This window comes from Hydrogenobaculum sp. 3684 (assembly GCF_000213785.1).
Lineage (GTDB): Bacteria > Aquificota > Aquificia > Aquificales > Aquificaceae > Hydrogenobaculum.
In genome coordinates this window covers 663,296-681,797 of record NC_015557.1, presented here as the reverse complement: position 1 = coordinate 681,797, position 18,502 = coordinate 663,296, and the positions used below count along the sequence as shown (strand labels likewise).

The window sequence follows — 18,502 nt, the reverse complement described above, 5'->3', positions numbered from 1 at the left end:
TTACCCCTTCAAATCTATAATTTCGTTTACGTTTTCTGCTTTTCTTAATCTAAATAAAGAAAGTATAATGCCAAGACCAACCGCTGCTTCAGCAGCTGCTAAAGCTATTGTAAAAAGGGCAAAAATCTCTCCGTCTATAAGATGATTTAGCCTATCTATGCCAACAAAGGCTATATTTACAGAGTTTAACGCTAACTCCAAAGACATTAGAATGGTAATAAGGTTTTTTCTAACCATCATGCCAAAAAGTCCGATACCAAGCAAAATAAAAGCAAGGATAAAATACTGCTCTACATGTGGGGTCAAAAGTATCTCAATCATACGTTTTCTCCTCTTTTCTACCAAGTAAAATAGCCCCTATCATACTAATAAGTAAAAGCACAGACATGAGCTCAAAAGCCCAAAAATATGTGCTAAATAGTTTAATACCAATCACCTCTGCATTTCCATAGTTTTTTGTTATAGTTTCTATAATTTTATTTTTAGTTATAGAAACACCAGATATTCCTACTATAAAAGCTTCTACATAGAGTAAGGCTATAAAAGGAAGCACTGTAACGCCTATTAGTCTATTGTGCTGTTCGTTTTTATGTAGTTTTCTCCAGGGAACTGCTGTTATTATTAGTATGTAAAAAACCGCTATAGCCACAACGTAAACCATTAGCTGAAGAGCTCCCAAAAGCTCAGCACCAGCGCTAAAAAATATTCCGCTTATTGCTATTAAAGCTCCTAAAAGCCATAAAACTACGTATATTGGATTTGAGGCACTAACGACGCCTAAACCGCATATTATGCTTATACCACCAAATATATAAAAAGCAATTTGGTTAAGCATTGTCCACCTTTTTAAGATTTAATTTGTTTTCTCTCCAGAGTTTTTCTCTTGCCTCGTCGTCTATCCATATACGGTCTGGTTCATGCTCTCTTCTGTCTTGCCAAGATTTACCTATAGCTTCAAGTTTTTCTAAGTTTAAAATAGAATCTTTTCTTGAAAAAGAAGCTGTTTCATGTATATCGCTTTGGAATAAACAATCTACTGGACAAGCATCCACACACAAACCACAAAATGTGCAAAGCATAAGGTTCATATTGAATACAGATACAACCTTTTTACCATTTTCAAGTTTTTGACCATCTATCTCAAATAAATCTGGTACCGGACAAGCTTTTTTACATAAATAGCATACAACACAACGTGATTGGCCTGGACGAGGCTCTATCTTCATTCTCTCTACCCACTCGTCAAAAGCAGGTTGCGGTTCTAAACCGTTTACCGTCTTGTGGCCAAAAAATCCCCTAAATCTTTTAGGAGGCGTCAATTTTTCGTAAGGATAATGTGTAGTTATAGTCTTTGTAAAAGCTTGCTTGATGGTGATAGACATACCCTTTATAAAATCTAAGAAAAATATTGTTTCTAAAAGGTTCAAAGGCTTCTCAAATACCTTTTTAATCATAATCCTAACCTCTCAACAAAGGTGCTATAAAAGCAGTTATAAGTATATTAAAAAGTGCCAAAGGCAACATTACTTTCCACGCTATCGTAGTAATCTGGTCTATCCTATACCTTGGCAACGTCCAATGAAGCCAAAGTACAAGTAAAAACAAAATTGTAACTTTTATTATAAACCAAATAAAACCAGACCATGGTCCCAAAAAGAAAAGAGGATCTATAAACCCTATAAAAGGTATATTTATAGGGCTCCAACCACCAAGGTAAAGCACTGTTAGTATAGAAGATAAAGAAAGCACTTCTACATACCATTCCACCAGAGGAAATAGTCCAAATTTCATACCACCGTACTCTACGGTAAAGCCAGTTACAAGCTCAGCCTCTGCTTCTTGGATATCAAAAGGTACTCTTCCGGTTTCTGCTAAAAGCGCAAAAACAAATACTACAAAAGATATAGGTTGTAAGAAAATGTACCAAACTTTCTGATGGATTTGAGCCATTACTATATCGTAGGTAGAAAGAGACTTTGCAAGCATAATAGGTCCTAACGCTGCAAATGTGATTACTACTTCATAGGATATGATAATGCCAGCTTTCCTAAGGGCACCTATTAAAGCGTATTTACTATTTGAAGCCCATCCAGAGAGGGCTACCCCGTAAACCGCCAAAGACCCAAAAGCAAACGCCATTATTATGCCTATATTTACATCTGTAAGTATAGGTTTTATATCGTAACCAAAGATATGTATTTCTGGTCCAAAAGGCACCACCGCAAACACTAAAGAGGCTGGTACCAAAGCCATAATGATAGCAAGGTTATAAAGCACTTGGTTTGCAGAAGAGGGCAATATATCTTCTTTGGTTAAAAGCTTAATACCGTCTGCCAGAGGCTGTAAAAGTCCATGCCAACCTACCACCATTGGGCCTGGGCGTCTTTGAATATGAGCTGCAACCTTTCTTTCCACTAGCGTAAGATAAGCACCTATGCCAAGGATGATGGCAAGTATAACCACTACTTTTATAGCTATTATGATAGCTAAAGCTACTATGCTCATCTGTCTACCTCTCCAACTACAGGATCAAGACTTGCCAATATAGTAACGGCATCAGCCACATACCTATTTTCCATAAGATGAGGATATACGCAAAGATTATAAAAGGAGCCAGGTCTTATTTTTACTCGGTAAGGTTTTAAACCGCCTTTTGAGTTTATATAAAACCCAAGCTCACCTCTTGGATTTTCTCCTGAGGAATAAACCTCGCCAGCTGGCACTTTCAAGCCTATGCCATCCAAAGTAAGTTTTAGTTTTTTAGGATCTTGAGATTCTGCCATAAAAGGCTCGTTTGGTGACATGGTTTTTAGCTTTTGCACACATTGTTCTATTATTCTTATGCTTTGTTTCATTTCTTCTATACGGACAAGGTATCTATCGTAACAATCGCCGTTTTCTCCCAAAGGTACATCAAATTCTACCATACTATAAGCATCGTAGGGTTCTAACTTTCTTATATCGTAAAATACACCAGAACCTCTTGCAACAGCACCTGTAAGCCCATAAAAATATATATCTTCTTTAGACAAAACGCCTACATCTTTGTTTCTTTTAACCCATATTCTGTTTCTACTAAGTATTTTCTCCCAGTCTTTTAGTTCTTTAGGGAAAAATTTAATAAAAGATTCAATGACCTCCAAGGCTCCTTCTGGTAAGTCCATTCTCACGCCACCTATTCTTGTATAAGATATGGTAAGCCTTGCCCCTGTTATACCTTCTATTATATCCATTATTTTTTCTCTTTCTTTAAAGGCGTATAAAAATATAGTTAAAGCACCCAAATCAAGAGCGTAGGTTCCAAGCCACAAAAGATGTGAGTTTATACGCTGAAGCTCGGACATCATAGTTCTTATGTATTTAGCTTTTAGCGGGACAATGTCTTCTATACCAAGAAGCCTTTCTACTGCCACTGTCCAAGCTTGATTGCTACAAAGAGCAGATATATAGTCCATTCTATCTGTATATACCAAAAATTGTTGATAAGGTTCGTGTTCTGCCAACTTCTCTACGCCTCTGTGAAGCTGGCCTAGTATAACATCTGTTTGTACTATACGCTCTCCTTCAAGGTCAAACAAGAACCACATAGTACCATGAGTACCCGGATGAAGAGGGCCCCAGTTTAGCACCACCTGAGCTTTCTTTTTTATCCTATTTTTTTCTGTATACTCCAAATCTTTAAGGGTAGGCACATATGTGTGCGTGCGTCTATAGTTCATAGTACCAGAAAGAGTGTCTCCGAAAACGGTTTCATTCAAAGATGGTAGCTCTACTGTTTCATAGCCTTGCAATGGAAAATCTTTTCTTAATGGATGATAGCTATAAGTATCCCACATGAAAGCCCTAACTAGATGTTCGTGACCCTCATAGTTTATACCAAACATGTCGTAGCATTCTCTTTCGGCCCATTTGGCTGCAAACCATAGCTTTTCTGCGCTTGGCAACGAGTGTTCAGTTCTAGTCTTTACTACTATACGTTCTTTTGTATCGACGTTGTATAGTATATAAAAAGCCTCAAAACGGTTTTGAGCTTCTAATGTGTCTACTACAGAATGGTCTATGAAAAGCTTAAAGCCAAAGTCTTCTTTTATAGCTTTTAAAGTATTGATAAGCAATTCTTTTTGTACATAAACTACAGATAATAATTTATCTTTTTTAACTTCTACATAAGGAAGCTTAGCTTTTATTTCGTTTAAAGTCCTTTCACTTGCTTGCATCACAAACTCTCCAAATCAAACTGCCAATCAAGAGCCTCTTTTTTCCAAGCGTACACCAAACCAAAGGTTAAAATCAAAAGGAACAAAAACACTTCTATAAATCCAAATATACCAAGGTAATTATAAACAACAGCCCAAGGAAATAAATAAGCCACTTCTATATCAAATAACAACAGAAGAAGTCCTAATATATAATACCCTTGATGGAACGTAGTCTGAGCAGTATCGTCGTAAAGAGGAACACCGCATTCGTACGGATAGGTTTTGTAAGGCTCTTTTTTCTTAGGCCCTAAAAGCCAATTCAACGATATAAGCACAACACTTAATCCAAGCATAACCGCCAAAAGTGATAAAAGACCTATATAAGCCATACAAATCACCTCATGTTAGCTATTTTAAATAAAAATTCTGAAATATTGCTAATACCATTCCATAGTACAAATGGAAAAATTCCAAGTATAAAAGTAAGAAAAACCAAAAGACCTATGGATACATTTTCTAATACATCATAATGTGGCTTAAAGCGAATCTCTACATCTTTCATAAACATAAGTACCACAATCCTTACATAATAACCAGTAGATATAGCTGTAGCCAATATTAAAACAAAACCAAGCCAATATATATTTTTAATAGCAAGCCCCAAAAATACCAAAGCTTTACCTACAAAGCCTACTGTTGGTGGAATTCCTAGTAATGCAAATATGAATACTGCAAAACTTATACTCAAAAAACCAGTGTTTCTATACAATCCACCTATTTTAGGAAGTTGATTGTCCCATTCCTCAGTTTGTTCTAGTACACTTAATACTAAGAAAGCACCAAGCCCCATTATACTATAAACAAATACAAAATATATCGCCGCTTTTAAACCCATACTAGAGTTAGAAGACAGTACAGATAATATGTATCCGCTATGGGCTATTGAAGAGTAAGCCAGGAGTCTTTTTAAATCGCTTTGTACTAAGGCCAAAGCATTACCAACTATCATGGTTATAGCAGCCAATATACTTACAGATATCATCCAAGAAGAATATAAATATTGATTTACGTAAGGCACTAATCTTAATAAAGGTATAAAAAACGCCAGCTTACCAGCGGAGGCCATAAAACCTGTTATAGGAGTGGGAGCTGCGGTGTAAGCGTCCGGAAGCCAAAAGTGAAAGGGTATTATGCCGATTTTTATAGCAAAAGCCAACAAAAACAAGATCATACCTACTATAAGATAAACTGAATTGGTGTCGTTGTAAGAAGACATGATGGCTCTTATGTCCAAGGATTTAGAAGCCCCGTACATGAAGGCTGCACCATAAAGAGCTATTATTATGCTTATACCACCTATTATAAGATACTTATAAGCACCTTCTTTTGATATAAAAGACCCCCTAAAAAGAGCTGTCATTATATAAAAACTGATGGATACCATCTCAAGTGATACGTATATTACAATAAGATTGTAAGAAGAAGAAAGTGTCATCATACCTAGCAAACTAAGAAAAGTTATGTAATAAACTTCGTAATAAAATGTATTTTTTTTGTTCATGTAAGTGTGTAAAAATGGTAATACCATAAGCGTGAGAACTATCTCAAAAATTTTAGAAAACATACCAAGAGCATCTATAGTATAAGTACCAGAGAAAACATCTTTAAAAAATGCATTTTTAAATGAAAAACTAAGCATCGATAAAGCCAAAAACAAAATGGATATCCATAAGAAAATCCTCTTCTTTGTTTCTGAGTTTTTCATAACAATATCTAATAAAAACAAGACAAATGCACCAATGAACACCGTTATCTCTGGAAGCAAGTATTTAAACTCGTATAAGTTTGTAGAACCCAGTAGAAGCCTTATATCCATAGACTACCTCTTAACCGTTCCAACAATATGAAGTATATTTGATATAGAAGCATCAAAGATGTTAAAAAATAAAAACGGGAAAAGCCCTATTGTAAACATCAGCACCACAAGACTAAGTATAACTGTTAGTTTTATGCCTCTTATATCTGTAAATATGAGAAAAGAACCTTCGGTTTTGCCTTCCAAGAATAAGTTTCTAAGAAAATAAAGCATATATATGGCGCTAAAGAATGCGCTAACTATAACTATCAAAGCTAAATCTAAACTATGCTCTTTTGCAGATACTATGGTTAAAAATTTACCCCAAAAAGAAGAACCACCAGGTAGTCCCATAGCAGAAAAACCTGTAAGGGCTACAAGTATTGAAAAAATAGGCATATATCTAACAGAACCAGCTATAGTCCTTGTATTAAAAGAGTGCAGTCTATTGTATATAAATCCAGCTATCATAAACAAAGATGCGCTAGAAAATCCATGAGCCACCATCTCTAACACAGATGCCCTAAAACCTTGGAAGTTTAACATGAACATAGCTGCCACTATAAAACCCATATGACTAACGGAGGAATAAGCTACAAAGCGCTTTATGTTGTTTTGAGCTATGGTCATCCAAGAGGCGTAGATTATTGTTAGAATACCTATAAACACCATCACAAGCCAAAGATCTTTTGATGCGTCGGGGAAAAGACCTATATTAAATCTCAAAAAGGCGTAAGAACCCATCTTAAGAAGTATAGCCGCCAACACCACAGACCCAGCTGTAGGAGCCTCGCCGTGTGCATCTGGAAGCCATGTGTGAAATGGTACCAGAGGTGTTTTTACTGCAAAAGCTATGAAAAACAGCCAAAACAAAAATATCTGCTGGCTAAGAGGTAAATTTAAATGTATAAGATGTGGATAAAAAGCATCAAAATGACCAGTTTGCTTAAAGCTATCGGCGGATAAAATCATTATACCAAACAACAAAAACAAACTAGAAATAAATATGTATATGAAAAATTTGTAAGCAGAATAAAGTCTTAACTTATATCCCCAAACTCCTATTACAAATATCATAGGTACTAGCGTAAGCTCATAAAATATATAAAATAATATCAAATCCCAAGCTGTAAAAACCCCTATTAGGAACGTGGTAGTTAACAAAAACATGGAATAGTATTCTTTTAATCTGTTTTTAATTTGAATATCTTTTACCGACCAAGCTATTGCTAAAAAAGATATGAATGTAGAGAGTATGTAAAATACCTCTGATAGTCCATCTACACCAACAGCATAAGAAATACCAAGTTCTTTTATTATAGGATAATTCTCATATAGATATATATTTGACAAATGAGAGAAATCAAGAAACTTAAGAGTATACAAAGAAATAAGAAATGTGATCAAAGAACCAATAAAAGCTATTGGTTTTGTAAACTTTTCAGGTAAAAACACTATTAGAATAGTAGTTGCGATAGGTACCAACATCGAAATACTTATAAGCCCAGAGCCATTGGTAATATATTCCATCTATAACCTCATGCCTTTTATGATAAGTCCTAATATTATCACAATTCCTAATAGGATGACAAATATATATTGATTTAAATACCCGCTTTGAATAATTTTTAGCTTTCTTCCAAAAGAAAAAGTCCATATGACAATTTTATGTAATATGATATCTATAAACCTTATATCTATAAATTCCCAAACAAATCTTACTAAAATCATAAATACTTTTGCCACCCCATTCACAAATCCATCTATTATTATACGATCTACTGCTTTATATACAAGCCTTGATATGACAAGATAGCCTTTTGCTATTATGTTGTGATAGATATATTCTGTGTAAAACTGGGACTTCATAAGAGTATGTATAGGTTTAAATAGTTCATAAAGGGTGTTTGGATCCACAAACTTTTTGACATACAAAAGATAAGAAAGGGATATGCCTAATATGGCCACTATGATACCGTAAATAGAATGTGCTATGAAAGAAGAAGGTGCTTCTATAGGACTATTCATATAGGAGAAATAATTCCAAAGCAAAAATCCACCCATAAGGGATAAAAAGCTTAGTATAAGCATTGGAAAGCTCATTACGGGTTCCACTTCATGAGGTTCTTCATGGTAATGTCCTTCTCCTAAGAACACCACAAAGGCTTCTCTGGTTATGTAATAAGCTGTAAGCAAGGATGCAATGAGTATTAAAGTAGCTACAAGTGTATTTTTATCCATTATTGAAGATACTATGGCATCTTTTGAAAAATAACCGGCAAATGGAGGGAAACCAGAAAGTGCCAATGCACCTATCATAAAAGCTCCAAAGGTAACAGGCATGTATTTCTTGAGTCCACCCATTTCAAATATGTTTTGGGTGTGATGATGAAGCCCTGTTATTACAGCACCAGCGGCTAAGAATAAAAGAGCTTTAAAGAAAGCGTGTGTTGTAAGATGAAACATAGCTGCTGTTGGAAATCCCATACCAAGGGCTGTAAACATGATTGCCAGCTGGCTCATGGTAGAAAAAGCTATTATCTTTTTTATATCATCGTGTACTGTAGCTACCAAGGCGGCAAAAAGCATTGTAACAACACCTGTTATTGTTATGTAGCTAAGCGTTGTTGAAGATAAAGAAAATATTGGATAAAGTCTTGCCACCATATAAACACCTGCAGCCACCATTGTAGCAGCGTGTAGAAGAGCTGATACAGGAGTTGGACCAGCCATTGCATTAGGAAGCCAAGTATGAAGAGGTATTTGCCCTGATTTACCCACAGCACCACCAAAAAGAAGAAGTGTTGCTAATGTAATACCAGGAACATAACTGGCATTCTCAAAAAGCTTTGGTAAGGATAATGTCCCAAACAACCAAAAAGTATATATGATGCCTAAAATAAAAGACCAGTCTCCTATTCTATTCATCACAAAGGCTTCTAAGCTTGCCTTTGTAGCAAACTTCTCTTCATGAAAGTATCCTATCAAAAGATAAGATGCAAGACCAACGCCTTCCCATCCAAAGAACATAAGTATAAGAGAATCTCCTAAAAGTATAAGAAGCATGGAGAACAAGAACAAGCTAAAGTATGCAAAGAATTTAAACGTCCAGTTGCCAAAAAGATATCTCATATAGCCTATTGCGTATACAAATATAACACTGGCTACGAAAGTAACCGTAACTGTAGTGCTAATAGATAGCTTATCTATATATATACCTATATCTACAGATGTATTTGATAAAGGTAAGAATTTGTAAAATACTATATCTTCAGGGCCTTTCATAGAAAGCATGGTGATAAGAGCCACTATAAAGCTCAGTATACCAGCACCAGCGTTTATTACACCTGAGGCAAAATCACCTATGCGTCTTCCAAATAGTCCTATCGTTATAAAAGATAACAGCGGGAAAAGAAGTATTAGAGATTGCATCAATCCCTCAACTCCGTTATTTCTTCAGAAGCTTCATAACCTTTTAATCTAAAAATAGATACTATCAAACCAAGACCTATAGCCACCTCTGAGGCTGCTACAGTTAAAACTATTATACTCATGACCTGAGCATCAACTTTTCCTAAAAAATGAGACACCGATACTAAAGATATGTTTACGCCGTTTAGCATAATTTCAGTGGCTACTAGCATAGTGATTAGATTTTTCCTTATTATGATACCAAAAATACCAATGAATACAAGCACTATACCAAGAAGCAAATAGTATTTATCCATTGGCTTTCTCCTTGCCAAATATTATAGCACCTATCATAGCTATTAACAAAATAAATGATGCCAATTCAAAAGGCGCTATATACTTTGTGAAAAGTACTGTTCCAAGAGCGCTTACATTGTCTTTTGGTAAAGGCTGTCTTAAATTAGAAAACCTTGAGCTTATAACAAGGTAAGTTGAAGCTCCTATCATAAATAAAAAAGCTGGTAATGCAAATACAAACTCTTTTTTATAAAAGCCTTCAAACATTTTAACCTTTTCCCAAGGTATAGTAGTTATAACTAATACGTAAAAAACCACTATAGCTACTGCGTATATGACAAGCTGCAAACCAGCGAGCAAGTCTGCTTTGAGGGCAAAAAAAGATGCCGCTACAGACAAAATAAATCCAAGAAACCATACCATAACGTGTATTGGGCTTTTAACAAGAATAGCCCCCAAGGCACTCACAATAGCTATAATGGAAATAACTACGAACACTAAAAGTTCCATTTCACCTTACCCCAAAGAGTTTCTCTTTCTTTATCGTCTCGCCATATTCTATCCGGCAAGTTTCTAACTACGGTTGCATTTGTAGCACCTATTTTTTCCATATCATCTATATGAATGACAGCTTGGGATCTTCTGTAAACAGCCATTTCATGGATATCCGACATCGTAAGACATTCCACCGGGCAAGCATCCACGCATAATCCGCAAAATAGGCAGTTTAAGAGATTCATGTCAAATCTTACCACTTTCTTTGTGCCATCTGGCATTTGCACTGCCTCTATCCTAAAAAGAGTAGGCATAGGACATGCGGTCTGACACATGTAGCAGGCTACACATCTTGATTTGCCCTTTTCAAAAGACATGAATCCTTCTATAGCTTTTAAAGAAGGTGGTTCTTGTCCATCATAAACAAAATGCCCATGCTTACCTCTAAACCTTTTTGGTGGAGTTATCTTCTCTTTTGGATATTGGGTAGTGATAGGTTTTCTTAAAAGATTTTTCATAGTTATAGTTAAACCTTTTATAAAATCTAAAAACAAAACACTTTCTAAAGGTCCTAAACTGTCATCCCTTCTTAGTCTCTTAATCTTTATCATAAAACTAACCTCATCCTTTGAAGTAAATAAAAAATGCAGTTCCTATAAGGTTTATTATAGAAATTGGTAGAAGGTACTTCCAGGCAAATTCCACCACATCTTTTGCTTGATATCTAGGCAATGTCCAGTGAACCCACAGTACGAAAAACAACAAGCCAAAGGTTTTTGCTAAAAACCAAATAAAGCCAGAGAAAGGACCAAATATGTGTGGTCCAGCCCAGCCTCCAAAATAAAGCACCGCCATTATAGCACAAAGGGCCAATACATTAAGATACCACTCAGCCAAAGGAAATATACCAAATTTCATTCCACCGTACTCTACGTTGTAACCCGTCACAAGCTCAGCTTCGGCTTCTTGGATATCAAAAGGCACCCTACCAGATTCCGCTAAAAGACAAAACAAAAACAATATAAAACTTACAGGCTGATATACTATATACCATACACCGCTTTTTATCTGAGCGTTTACTATATCAAACACATTCATGCTACCAGCAAGAAGTATTACGCTTAAAGCTGCAAAACCAAGCACCACTTCATAGCTTACTATTAGAGCAGCTTTTCTTAAAGAGCCTATGAAAGCGTATTTGCTGTTGGAAGCCCACCCCGCAAAGAGTGTACCGTAAGCAGCCATAGAACCCATAGCAAATACATATAGAATTGCTATGTTTAAATTTGCCACTATCGGTTTTACTTCGTGTCCCAGGATTTTAAAAGAAGGGCCAAAAGGTACCACTGCAAAGAGCATAATAGCTGGCACCAAAGCCATCATGATAGCCATATAGTATAGTTTTATGTCTACTCCTCTTGGGATTATTGGAGCTTTTGTCATAAGCTTAAGACCATCCGCTAAAGGCTGCAAAAGACCAAAAGGCCCCACAACGGTAGGACCTCTTCTTGCTTGCAAGTGACCTGCAAATTTTCTTTCATACCACGTAAGATAAGCCCCAAGCCCCAACGTAACGGCCAATACCACTAAAATCTTTATAGCTGTCACTATTGCTGTAAAAATAATATCATTCATCTGTCGGTCTCTCCTACTACAGGATCTATACTACCAAGAAGAGCTACGGCATCAGAAATTGTGTGTTTATATATAACTTTTGGAAATACTGACAAGTTGTAAAAAGAGCAAGACCTTATTCTAAGTCTATAAGGGGATGATTTACCTATTGAATATATATAAAATCCAAGTTCACCTCTGGGATTTTCCCCGGATGAATAAACTTCTCCTTTTGGTATATTTTCACCGTGTACCACAATCCTAAAAGATTTCACCATATCCTCTAAATCATTGAATACATCTTCTTTTGGAGGTATCACTGCTGGATGCTTTTTATTTACGTATGGTTCGTTTTCTGGCATCTTTTCTAAGGCTTCTATACATTGTTCTACTATGCGAGCGCTTTGATACATCTCTTCCATTCTTACTAAATATCTATCGTAAACATCTCCAATATCACCAACTGGTATATCAAAATCCACCAAGTCGTAAGCGGCATATGGATCTATCTTTCTTATATCGTAAGCTACTCCAGATCCTCTAGCCACTGGACCAGTAAGACCGTATTGATAAACGTCTTCTTGAGTTATAACTCCAACGTCTTTGGTACGCTTTAACCATATTCTATTTCTTGTTAAAAGCCCATGATACTCTTTTAGCTTTGAATAAAAGTCTTTTACAAAGTGCTTTGCTACTTCCAGTGTCCCTTTTGCCAAATCGTAGTGAACTCCTCCTATCCTCAAAAAGGCAGATGTTAACCTAAAACCTGCATTGCCTTCTATTATATCCATTATTTTTTCTCTTTCTCTAAAAGCGTATAAGAATACAGTTAAAGCACCAAGATCAAGAGCACCGGTACCAAGCCATAAAAGGTGTGAATTTATACGCTGAAGCTCGGCAAACATTGTTCTTATGTATTTAGCTTTTAGAGGAACCTCTATGTTAGCAAGTTTTTCTACAGCTTGTACGTAAGAAAGCTCGTTGCAGACTGCAGATAGATAATCCATTCTGTCTGTGTAAGGCAAAAATTGGAAGTAGTGAAGATTTTCTGCTATCTTTTCCATGCCCCTGTGAAGCTGTCCCAATATAACGTCAGTTTGTATGATATGCTCGCCCTCGAGGTCAAACAAAAACCACATAGTACCGTGAGTCCCTGGGTGTAATGGCCCCCAATTTAACACCAACTGACCCTTTTTTGTAATTCTTGATTTCTCTGTTTTTTCTATATCTTTTATGGTAGGTACATAAGTATGCATTATCTCATAGTCATGAGAAGGTGGAAATGTATTGCCTTCTAGAACTTCTGTTAGAGAAGGAAGCTTCTGTTCTGGTATGCCACCAAGTGGAAAATCTTTTCTTAGCGGGAAGTATTTATAATCTTCCCACATAAACATCCTTTTAACATCTTCGTGACCTTCAAATTCTACACCAAACATATCATAGGCTTCTCTTTCAGCCCATTTAGCACCAGCAAATATTTCTTTTGCAGTGGGAAGTTTATTTGATTTGAACCATACTTTTACAGCTAGTCTTTCAAACGTATAGGGATTTACAAGTACATATTGCCCTAAAAATCTATCTTTTTCTTTAGGAAAATCTATAACATGAAAATCTATAAAATATCTAAAATCTTCAACATCTTTTAAATGTTTTAATATATTTGTGATTTCCTGAGTGTCTTCTACGTTGATGCAAACAAAGTTTGGCTGAGTATCTATACTTATCTTTCTAAAAGTATGCTTTATTCTATCCAATGTCTGCGAAGAGGCCCAAGGCATGTTATACTCCGACGCCTTTTAAAAGCTCTGTTGATAAATCCTTCTTAAACTCTTCGAAAGCTTTTTCGTATCTTGTTACTTTCTTCTCTCTAATTTTTCTTTGTAATTCTAAAAGTCCGTAGATAAGTCCTTGAGGAGTAGGTGGACATCCTGGTATGTAAACATCTACTGGTATAATACGATCAACGCCCTGAAGCGTAGAATAGGTAGGGAATGGTCCTCCTGCAGAAGCGCATCCACCCATAGATATACACCATTTTGGTTCTGGCATTTGATCCCATATTAGTTTTAACATAGGAGCTACTTTATTCACAACAGTACCTGCTACTATCAAAACATCGGCTTGCCTTGGAGAGGCTCTAAATATCATTCCCAACCTATCTATATCAAACCTTGACGCAGCGGCATGCATCATTTCTATAGCACAGCAAGCCAAACCTATTGTTACAGGCCATAGGGCATTGCGTCTACCCCACGAGAGCAGCTCATCCACCGTAGTGGTAATAAAACCGTTGCCATTTATGCTAGAAGCCATACTTCACCTCACAAACAGAAGTTTTCAAATCTGCCATTTTAGAGCGCCCTTTTTAAGAGCATACAAAAACCCTATAATAAGAACGCCTAAAAACACTACAGCTTCCACTAGGCCGTAAGCGCCTATTTTTCTAAACACCACAGCCCATGGAAATAAGTAAGCCGCTTCTATATCAAACAATATCAATAAAAGCCCAAACAAATAATAACCTTGCTTTAAAATTGGTCTAGCGGATTCATCATAAAGGGGTACGCCGCATTCGTATGGATAGCTGTTGGTTTTACGCCTTTTAAAATTTAAAATCTCATTTAAAAACGTCATTACAAACGCTATAGTTAAAGATATCAAAAGAAGTGCCACCAATCCTATCATAAGCCACCCCTAAAAGTTTTTAAGCTACGGAAAACTCTTTTTCCAAGAAAAGCTTCCAAGTATTAGGCATTTTTTCGAGCTCTTCTTGGGCTATTTTTCTAACAGCTTCTTTATCGAAGCTGTTTCCTTTTTTTCTTACTTTTACATCGCAAACTTGGGGCTCGTTTATAGGTTTACCTATTTGAGATACCATATAGCAATATGCTTCTTCGACTCCTTCAACTTCTTTTACAACTCTATTGGCTATTATATTTGCTACTACGTTGTATATTTTTCCAATGTGAGAAACTGGATTTTTACCAGCAGCAGCTTCCAACGACATTGGTCTATATGGGGTTATTAAACCATTGGCTCTATTGCCTCTTCCCACTTGGCCATCATCCCCTTGTTCTGAAGATGTGCCGGTTACAGTGATATAAACAGATTCATTTTCGATATCATCTGCGGTATTTACAAATACGTTAACGTTTTTATCGGTATATTTTCTGGCATTTTCTAAAACTAAGTTGGTTATAGCTTCTTTTTGTTCTTTGTATTGGTTTATATTTTTCACGTATTTGTCTACAAAAGCTGCTGAAACAGTAATTCTTATGTTATCTTTTATTCTAACACCCATTACCTTTATATCTTCACCTACTTCTGGATGCTTATTTTTAATCTCTTCAGAGTTTAAAAGCTTTTCAGTGTAAAATACAATATTTTCAAGCTCAGAAAACGGTGCAAACCCTACCCCGAAAGAAGTGTCGTTTGAAAGAGGCACTTCACCTTTTTTTTGGAATCTATCAAAAAGTTCTACCAAATCTTTGCTTCCTGGTTTTATACGTGTTTGAAGTATAACATGTTTACTAGAATCTAAATTTCTTATATGTTTTTTAAGCCAGTTGTGAGCAACGTCTATAGCTAACTCGTCAACTGGGAATTCTTTTCCATCTATTTCTCTTAAAGCTCTTCCTACTAAGAATATCTCTATGGGAGATACAACTTCGCCACCGCCAAACTTTGAATGGGCTTTACCACCCACTAAAAGGGCTTTGTCTACGTTGTGGTGCATTATAGCACCTAACTCTTTTATATATAATTTTGAAAGCTCAACAGAAAGCTCTTCAGCTAAAGAATCGCATATCGTATCTGGGTGACCAATGCCTTTTCTTTCAACGATCTCTGCTTCTTGCAAAGAGACCTTATCAAAAGTCATTTCAGAAACTACTATGAAGTCCATTAGAGAGCCACCTTCTTTTTCTTCATCGCTTTTAAAAGCCTTTTTCTAGCTGCACGTTCTTTGCGCTTCTTTTTCTGACTCGGTTTTTCATAAAATTCACGTCTTTTTAACTCGGTCAAAATACCTTCTCTTTCCACCACCTTTTTGAATCTTTTCATAGCCTTTTCAAAAGACTCAGAATCTCCAACTATTACTGTAGCCAAGCCAATAACCTCCTTACATAAAATTTTGGTTTAAACATTATATTAGCTCACCATGCTTTTGTCAAGTAATTTGTGAAAAATTGGTGAAAGCCTAATATAAAGATCTTCTAAACTTTGGGATAGCACTTTTGTACCAAATATTGTAGGCATAAAGTTCGTATCTCCGTTCCAGCGAGGTACTATATGCTGATGTATATGGGTTTCTAATCCAGCTCCGGCGCTCCTTCCTAAATTGTATCCTATATTAAAACCATCTGGCTTTAGTAGCTCTGTTAGGGCTTTTATAGAAATTTTTGTCATATAAAACATATCTTGCACAGTTTCTTCGTCAAGGTCTTCTAAGCTGTTTGTATGAAGGAAAGGTGCTACCATAAGGTGTCCAGAGTTGTAAGGGTACTTGTTCATTATCACAAAGGTTTTTTTGCTTTTAACCAAAACAAGATTTTCTATTGAGGGTTCGGAATTTCCAGCCTCACATAAAAAGCAACTACACTCTTTGCCAAGATTTTCTACGTAAGAACCTCTCCAAGGGGCCCAAAGGAGCTTCATTATTTTATCCTCAGCATCCTGTTTATAGAAGCTTGTAGTTGTTCGTCGGTGGGTGGATTTTCATATCTGTCCATTTCCATAGTTTCTGCAAAACATAATATAGAAGGCTCTGCCCAGAGTCCAAAGTCTTGCTGAGAATCGTTTTTTGTAGTATCAAGATAGTAAAATCCTATCTTGTCTCCATAAAGTTTTATATATTTTGCAATGGCTTCGTAGAACTCCTGATTTCTAGGGTTATCGGGGGATGTTACTATGAGTATAGCTGGCGTATCAGAAGCCATAACCTTCTGGTATATGTCTTTATCCGTCACTTCAATCATGTCTTTAAACATATTTTAACCTCCATTTTAAAATCCAAAAAATAAGTCATTTTGAGGGGCTTGTATAAGCCCCTTGGATATTAGTATATCTTCTAACTTTTTTATAAGCGTTTCTGGCATAACAAACAAAGGACAAGCATAGTTGCAGTTTTTACAGTGAGTGCAATGGTTTATAGCTCCATCTACAAGTTTAACATAATCTTTGTTTGCATTTCTGTTATCTTCAAGAAAACCATAAATCCTTGCAAACACAAAGGGCCCACCAAATTTTTTGTCTATGGGCATAACAGGACATACGCTGTTGCATATAAAGCAAGCTATGCAGTTTTTAGAATTTTCTATGCTTTTAAAATCAAAATACTGATAATCTGAATTTTTAAAATCAACTTTAAGATTTTTATACATATCAAACCAGAATTGGTGTTCTACCACTAAATCCTTTACAACTACAGCGTTATCCAAAGGCTCAAGCACTATGGTGTCATCTTCAAGTTTGTTTAACCTCGTTTTACAAGCTAAAACATTTTTACCGTTCACTTTTAAAGTGCAGGTGCCACATATGCCAGCCCTACACATATGCCTGTAGCTAAGAGTTGGGTCTATCTCTTTTATTTTATGTAAAAGCTCTAAAACAGTTATATCTCTTGGCGCATCTATCTCGTAAGATTGAAACGTATCGTGCCTTTTAATACTAACTATCATAAAGCTTTTAATACATTTTCGGCATCTTGGAGTTTGTCCACATTGAAAACTCTTACCCTACTATCTATTTGAGATATAAGTTTTGATAGTACGTTTTTAGGTCCTATTTCTACGAAAGTATCTACACCTTGAGATATCATATATTCTACCGATTGATACCATTTTACTGACGAATAAATTTGTTTGTGTAGATTGTCTCTTATCTCATGCGCCATAGTGTGGGCTTTTGCATCAACGTTAGAAACAAGTGGAATAGTAATATTTTGGATAGGTGTTTGAGCAAGTTTTAATCTAAAGGCATCGGCTGCTGGTTTCATTAAAGAGCAATGAGAAGGCACAGATACCTTTAGCATTATGGCTTTACCACCCATGGATTTTGCAATTTCTATGGCTTTTTCCACAGCTTCTTTTTCTCCAGATATTACAGTTTGCTCTTTTGAGTTGTAGTTTGCTGGCTCTACTACCCCAACATCTTTAGCCTCTTTACAAACTTCTTCTACTTTTTCTGGAGGAAGCTTTAGTATGGCTGCCATAGCGCCTTTTCCTTCTGGTACAGCCTCTTGCATGTACTTTCCTCTTAAGTAAGTAAGCTTTGCAGCTTCGTAAAGATCTATACCTTTTGCAACCAAGAGAGCTGTGTATTCTCCTAAACTATGACCTGCGACAAAATCTGGATCTTTGAGACCCATCTTTTTCAAAGATGCATATATAGCATAACTACAAGCAAGCAAAGAAGGTTGTGTATTTATAGTTTTTGAAAGCTCTTCTTCTGTACCTCTAAACACTATATCTGTTATATTTTTTCTAAGAGCTTCTTCTACGCTATGAAATACGTTTGAAGCTTCGGAAAACTCTTTGTAAAAATCATAACCCATTCCAACGTATTGAGAACCTTGACCTGGAAATACGTAAGCAATCATGACAATATTATATTAAGTTTTAGGGCTTTTGTC

The 18,502-nt window shown here is 36.0% G+C and carries 22 protein-coding genes; all 22 read right to left on the bottom strand.

What is annotated here, in order from left to right:
- Genes nuoK (HYD3684_RS03780) through fabD form a run of 22 tightly spaced genes read right to left on the bottom strand, consistent with a single transcriptional unit; the run spans position 1 to position 18,469 of the window.
- Positions 1 to 321: an NADH-quinone oxidoreductase subunit NuoK gene (nuoK, locus tag HYD3684_RS03780; RefSeq protein ID WP_015419363.1), complete on the bottom strand. Its 321-nt coding sequence runs from the start codon at positions 319 to 321 to the stop codon at positions 1 to 3.
- Complete coding sequence (locus tag HYD3684_RS03775; RefSeq protein ID WP_015419362.1) at positions 314 to 835, bottom strand: NADH-quinone oxidoreductase subunit J; 522 nt, start codon at positions 833 to 835, stop codon at positions 314 to 316. The genes nuoK (HYD3684_RS03780) and HYD3684_RS03775 overlap by 8 nt, the downstream gene beginning before the upstream one ends.
- A complete protein-coding gene (locus HYD3684_RS03770) occupies positions 828 to 1,454 on the bottom strand; it encodes an NADH-quinone oxidoreductase subunit I (protein WP_015419361.1) in 627 nt (208 codons plus the stop codon). Before HYD3684_RS03770 ends, HYD3684_RS03775 begins: the two co-directional genes overlap by 8 nt.
- A 4-nt stretch (positions 1,455 to 1,458) precedes the next feature.
- The gene (gene nuoH, locus HYD3684_RS03765) at positions 1,459 to 2,505 is read right to left on the bottom strand and encodes an NADH-quinone oxidoreductase subunit NuoH (RefSeq protein ID WP_015419360.1); all 1,047 of its coding nucleotides are present in this window, start codon (positions 2,503 to 2,505) and stop codon (positions 1,459 to 1,461) included.
- Positions 2,502 to 4,217 carry an NADH-quinone oxidoreductase subunit D gene (locus tag HYD3684_RS03760; protein ID WP_015419359.1) on the bottom strand — a complete coding sequence of 572 codons (1,716 nt, stop codon included), beginning with the start codon at positions 4,215 to 4,217 and terminating at the stop codon, positions 2,502 to 2,504. The genes nuoH (HYD3684_RS03765) and HYD3684_RS03760 overlap by 4 nt, the downstream gene beginning before the upstream one ends.
- Positions 4,217 to 4,588 (bottom strand): NADH-quinone oxidoreductase subunit A, encoded by a 372-nt coding sequence (locus tag HYD3684_RS03755; protein WP_015419358.1) that lies wholly within the window; start codon positions 4,586 to 4,588, stop codon positions 4,217 to 4,219. The genes HYD3684_RS03760 and HYD3684_RS03755 overlap by 1 nt, the downstream gene beginning before the upstream one ends.
- A gap of 5 nt (positions 4,589 to 4,593) precedes the next feature.
- Positions 4,594 to 6,075 carry an NADH-quinone oxidoreductase subunit N gene (locus HYD3684_RS03750; protein ID WP_015419357.1) on the bottom strand — a complete coding sequence of 494 codons (1,482 nt, stop codon included), beginning with the start codon at positions 6,073 to 6,075 and terminating at the stop codon, positions 4,594 to 4,596.
- 3 nt (positions 6,076 to 6,078) lie between these two features.
- Positions 6,079 to 7,584, bottom strand: a complete 1,506-nt coding sequence (locus tag HYD3684_RS03745; RefSeq protein WP_015419356.1) for an NADH-quinone oxidoreductase subunit M — start codon at positions 7,582 to 7,584, stop codon at positions 6,079 to 6,081.
- Positions 7,585 to 9,486: an NADH-quinone oxidoreductase subunit L gene (gene nuoL, locus HYD3684_RS03740; protein ID WP_015419355.1), complete on the bottom strand. Its 1,902-nt coding sequence runs from the start codon at positions 9,484 to 9,486 to the stop codon at positions 7,585 to 7,587. It abuts the gene before it with no gap.
- A complete protein-coding gene (nuoK, locus tag HYD3684_RS03735; protein WP_015419354.1) occupies positions 9,486 to 9,782 on the bottom strand; it encodes an NADH-quinone oxidoreductase subunit NuoK in 297 nt (98 codons plus the stop codon). Before nuoK (HYD3684_RS03735) ends, nuoL begins: the two co-directional genes overlap by 1 nt.
- Positions 9,775 to 10,272 (bottom strand): NADH-quinone oxidoreductase subunit J, encoded by a 498-nt coding sequence (locus HYD3684_RS03730; protein ID WP_015419353.1) that lies wholly within the window; start codon positions 10,270 to 10,272, stop codon positions 9,775 to 9,777. Before HYD3684_RS03730 ends, nuoK (HYD3684_RS03735) begins: the two co-directional genes overlap by 8 nt.
- On the bottom strand, positions 10,260 to 10,868 hold the full coding sequence (locus HYD3684_RS03725) for an NADH-quinone oxidoreductase subunit I (protein ID WP_015419352.1): 609 nt from the start codon (positions 10,866 to 10,868) through the stop codon (positions 10,260 to 10,262). The genes HYD3684_RS03730 and HYD3684_RS03725 overlap by 13 nt, the downstream gene beginning before the upstream one ends.
- 10 nt (positions 10,869 to 10,878) lie before the next feature.
- On the bottom strand, positions 10,879 to 11,892 hold the full coding sequence (gene nuoH, locus HYD3684_RS03720) for an NADH-quinone oxidoreductase subunit NuoH (RefSeq protein WP_012513792.1): 1,014 nt from the start codon (positions 11,890 to 11,892) through the stop codon (positions 10,879 to 10,881).
- The gene (locus HYD3684_RS03715; RefSeq protein ID WP_015419351.1) at positions 11,889 to 13,649 is read right to left on the bottom strand and encodes an NADH-quinone oxidoreductase subunit D; all 1,761 of its coding nucleotides are present in this window, start codon (positions 13,647 to 13,649) and stop codon (positions 11,889 to 11,891) included. The genes nuoH (HYD3684_RS03720) and HYD3684_RS03715 overlap by 4 nt, the downstream gene beginning before the upstream one ends.
- Before the next feature lies 1 nt (position 13,650).
- Positions 13,651 to 14,184, bottom strand: coding sequence for an NADH-quinone oxidoreductase subunit B (locus HYD3684_RS03710; protein WP_015419350.1), 534 nt, complete (start codon positions 14,182 to 14,184; stop codon positions 13,651 to 13,653).
- Between the two features lie 24 nt (positions 14,185 to 14,208).
- Positions 14,209 to 14,556, bottom strand: coding sequence for an NADH-quinone oxidoreductase subunit A (locus HYD3684_RS03705; RefSeq protein WP_015419349.1), 348 nt, complete (start codon positions 14,554 to 14,556; stop codon positions 14,209 to 14,211).
- A gap of 19 nt (positions 14,557 to 14,575) precedes the next feature.
- Positions 14,576 to 15,775, bottom strand: a complete 1,200-nt coding sequence (locus HYD3684_RS03700) for a methionine adenosyltransferase (protein WP_015419348.1) — start codon at positions 15,773 to 15,775, stop codon at positions 14,576 to 14,578.
- Entirely contained in the window at positions 15,775 to 15,978 is a 204-nt protein-coding gene (gene rpsU / locus HYD3684_RS03695) for a 30S ribosomal protein S21 (protein ID WP_015419347.1), read from the bottom strand. Before rpsU ends, HYD3684_RS03700 begins: the two co-directional genes overlap by 1 nt.
- Before the next feature lie 42 nt (positions 15,979 to 16,020).
- Positions 16,021 to 16,527: an HIT domain-containing protein gene (locus tag HYD3684_RS03690; protein ID WP_015419346.1), complete on the bottom strand. Its 507-nt coding sequence runs from the start codon at positions 16,525 to 16,527 to the stop codon at positions 16,021 to 16,023.
- On the bottom strand, positions 16,527 to 16,859 hold the full coding sequence (locus tag HYD3684_RS03685; RefSeq protein ID WP_015419345.1) for a hypothetical protein: 333 nt from the start codon (positions 16,857 to 16,859) through the stop codon (positions 16,527 to 16,529). Before HYD3684_RS03685 ends, HYD3684_RS03690 begins: the two co-directional genes overlap by 1 nt.
- A gap of 15 nt (positions 16,860 to 16,874) precedes the next feature.
- A complete protein-coding gene (locus HYD3684_RS03680) occupies positions 16,875 to 17,549 on the bottom strand; it encodes a 2Fe-2S iron-sulfur cluster-binding protein (protein ID WP_015419344.1) in 675 nt (224 codons plus the stop codon).
- Positions 17,546 to 18,469 (bottom strand): ACP S-malonyltransferase, encoded by a 924-nt coding sequence (gene fabD / locus HYD3684_RS03675; RefSeq protein ID WP_015419343.1) that lies wholly within the window; start codon positions 18,467 to 18,469, stop codon positions 17,546 to 17,548. The genes HYD3684_RS03680 and fabD overlap by 4 nt, the downstream gene beginning before the upstream one ends.
- Positions 18,470 to 18,502 lie beyond the last annotated feature (33 nt).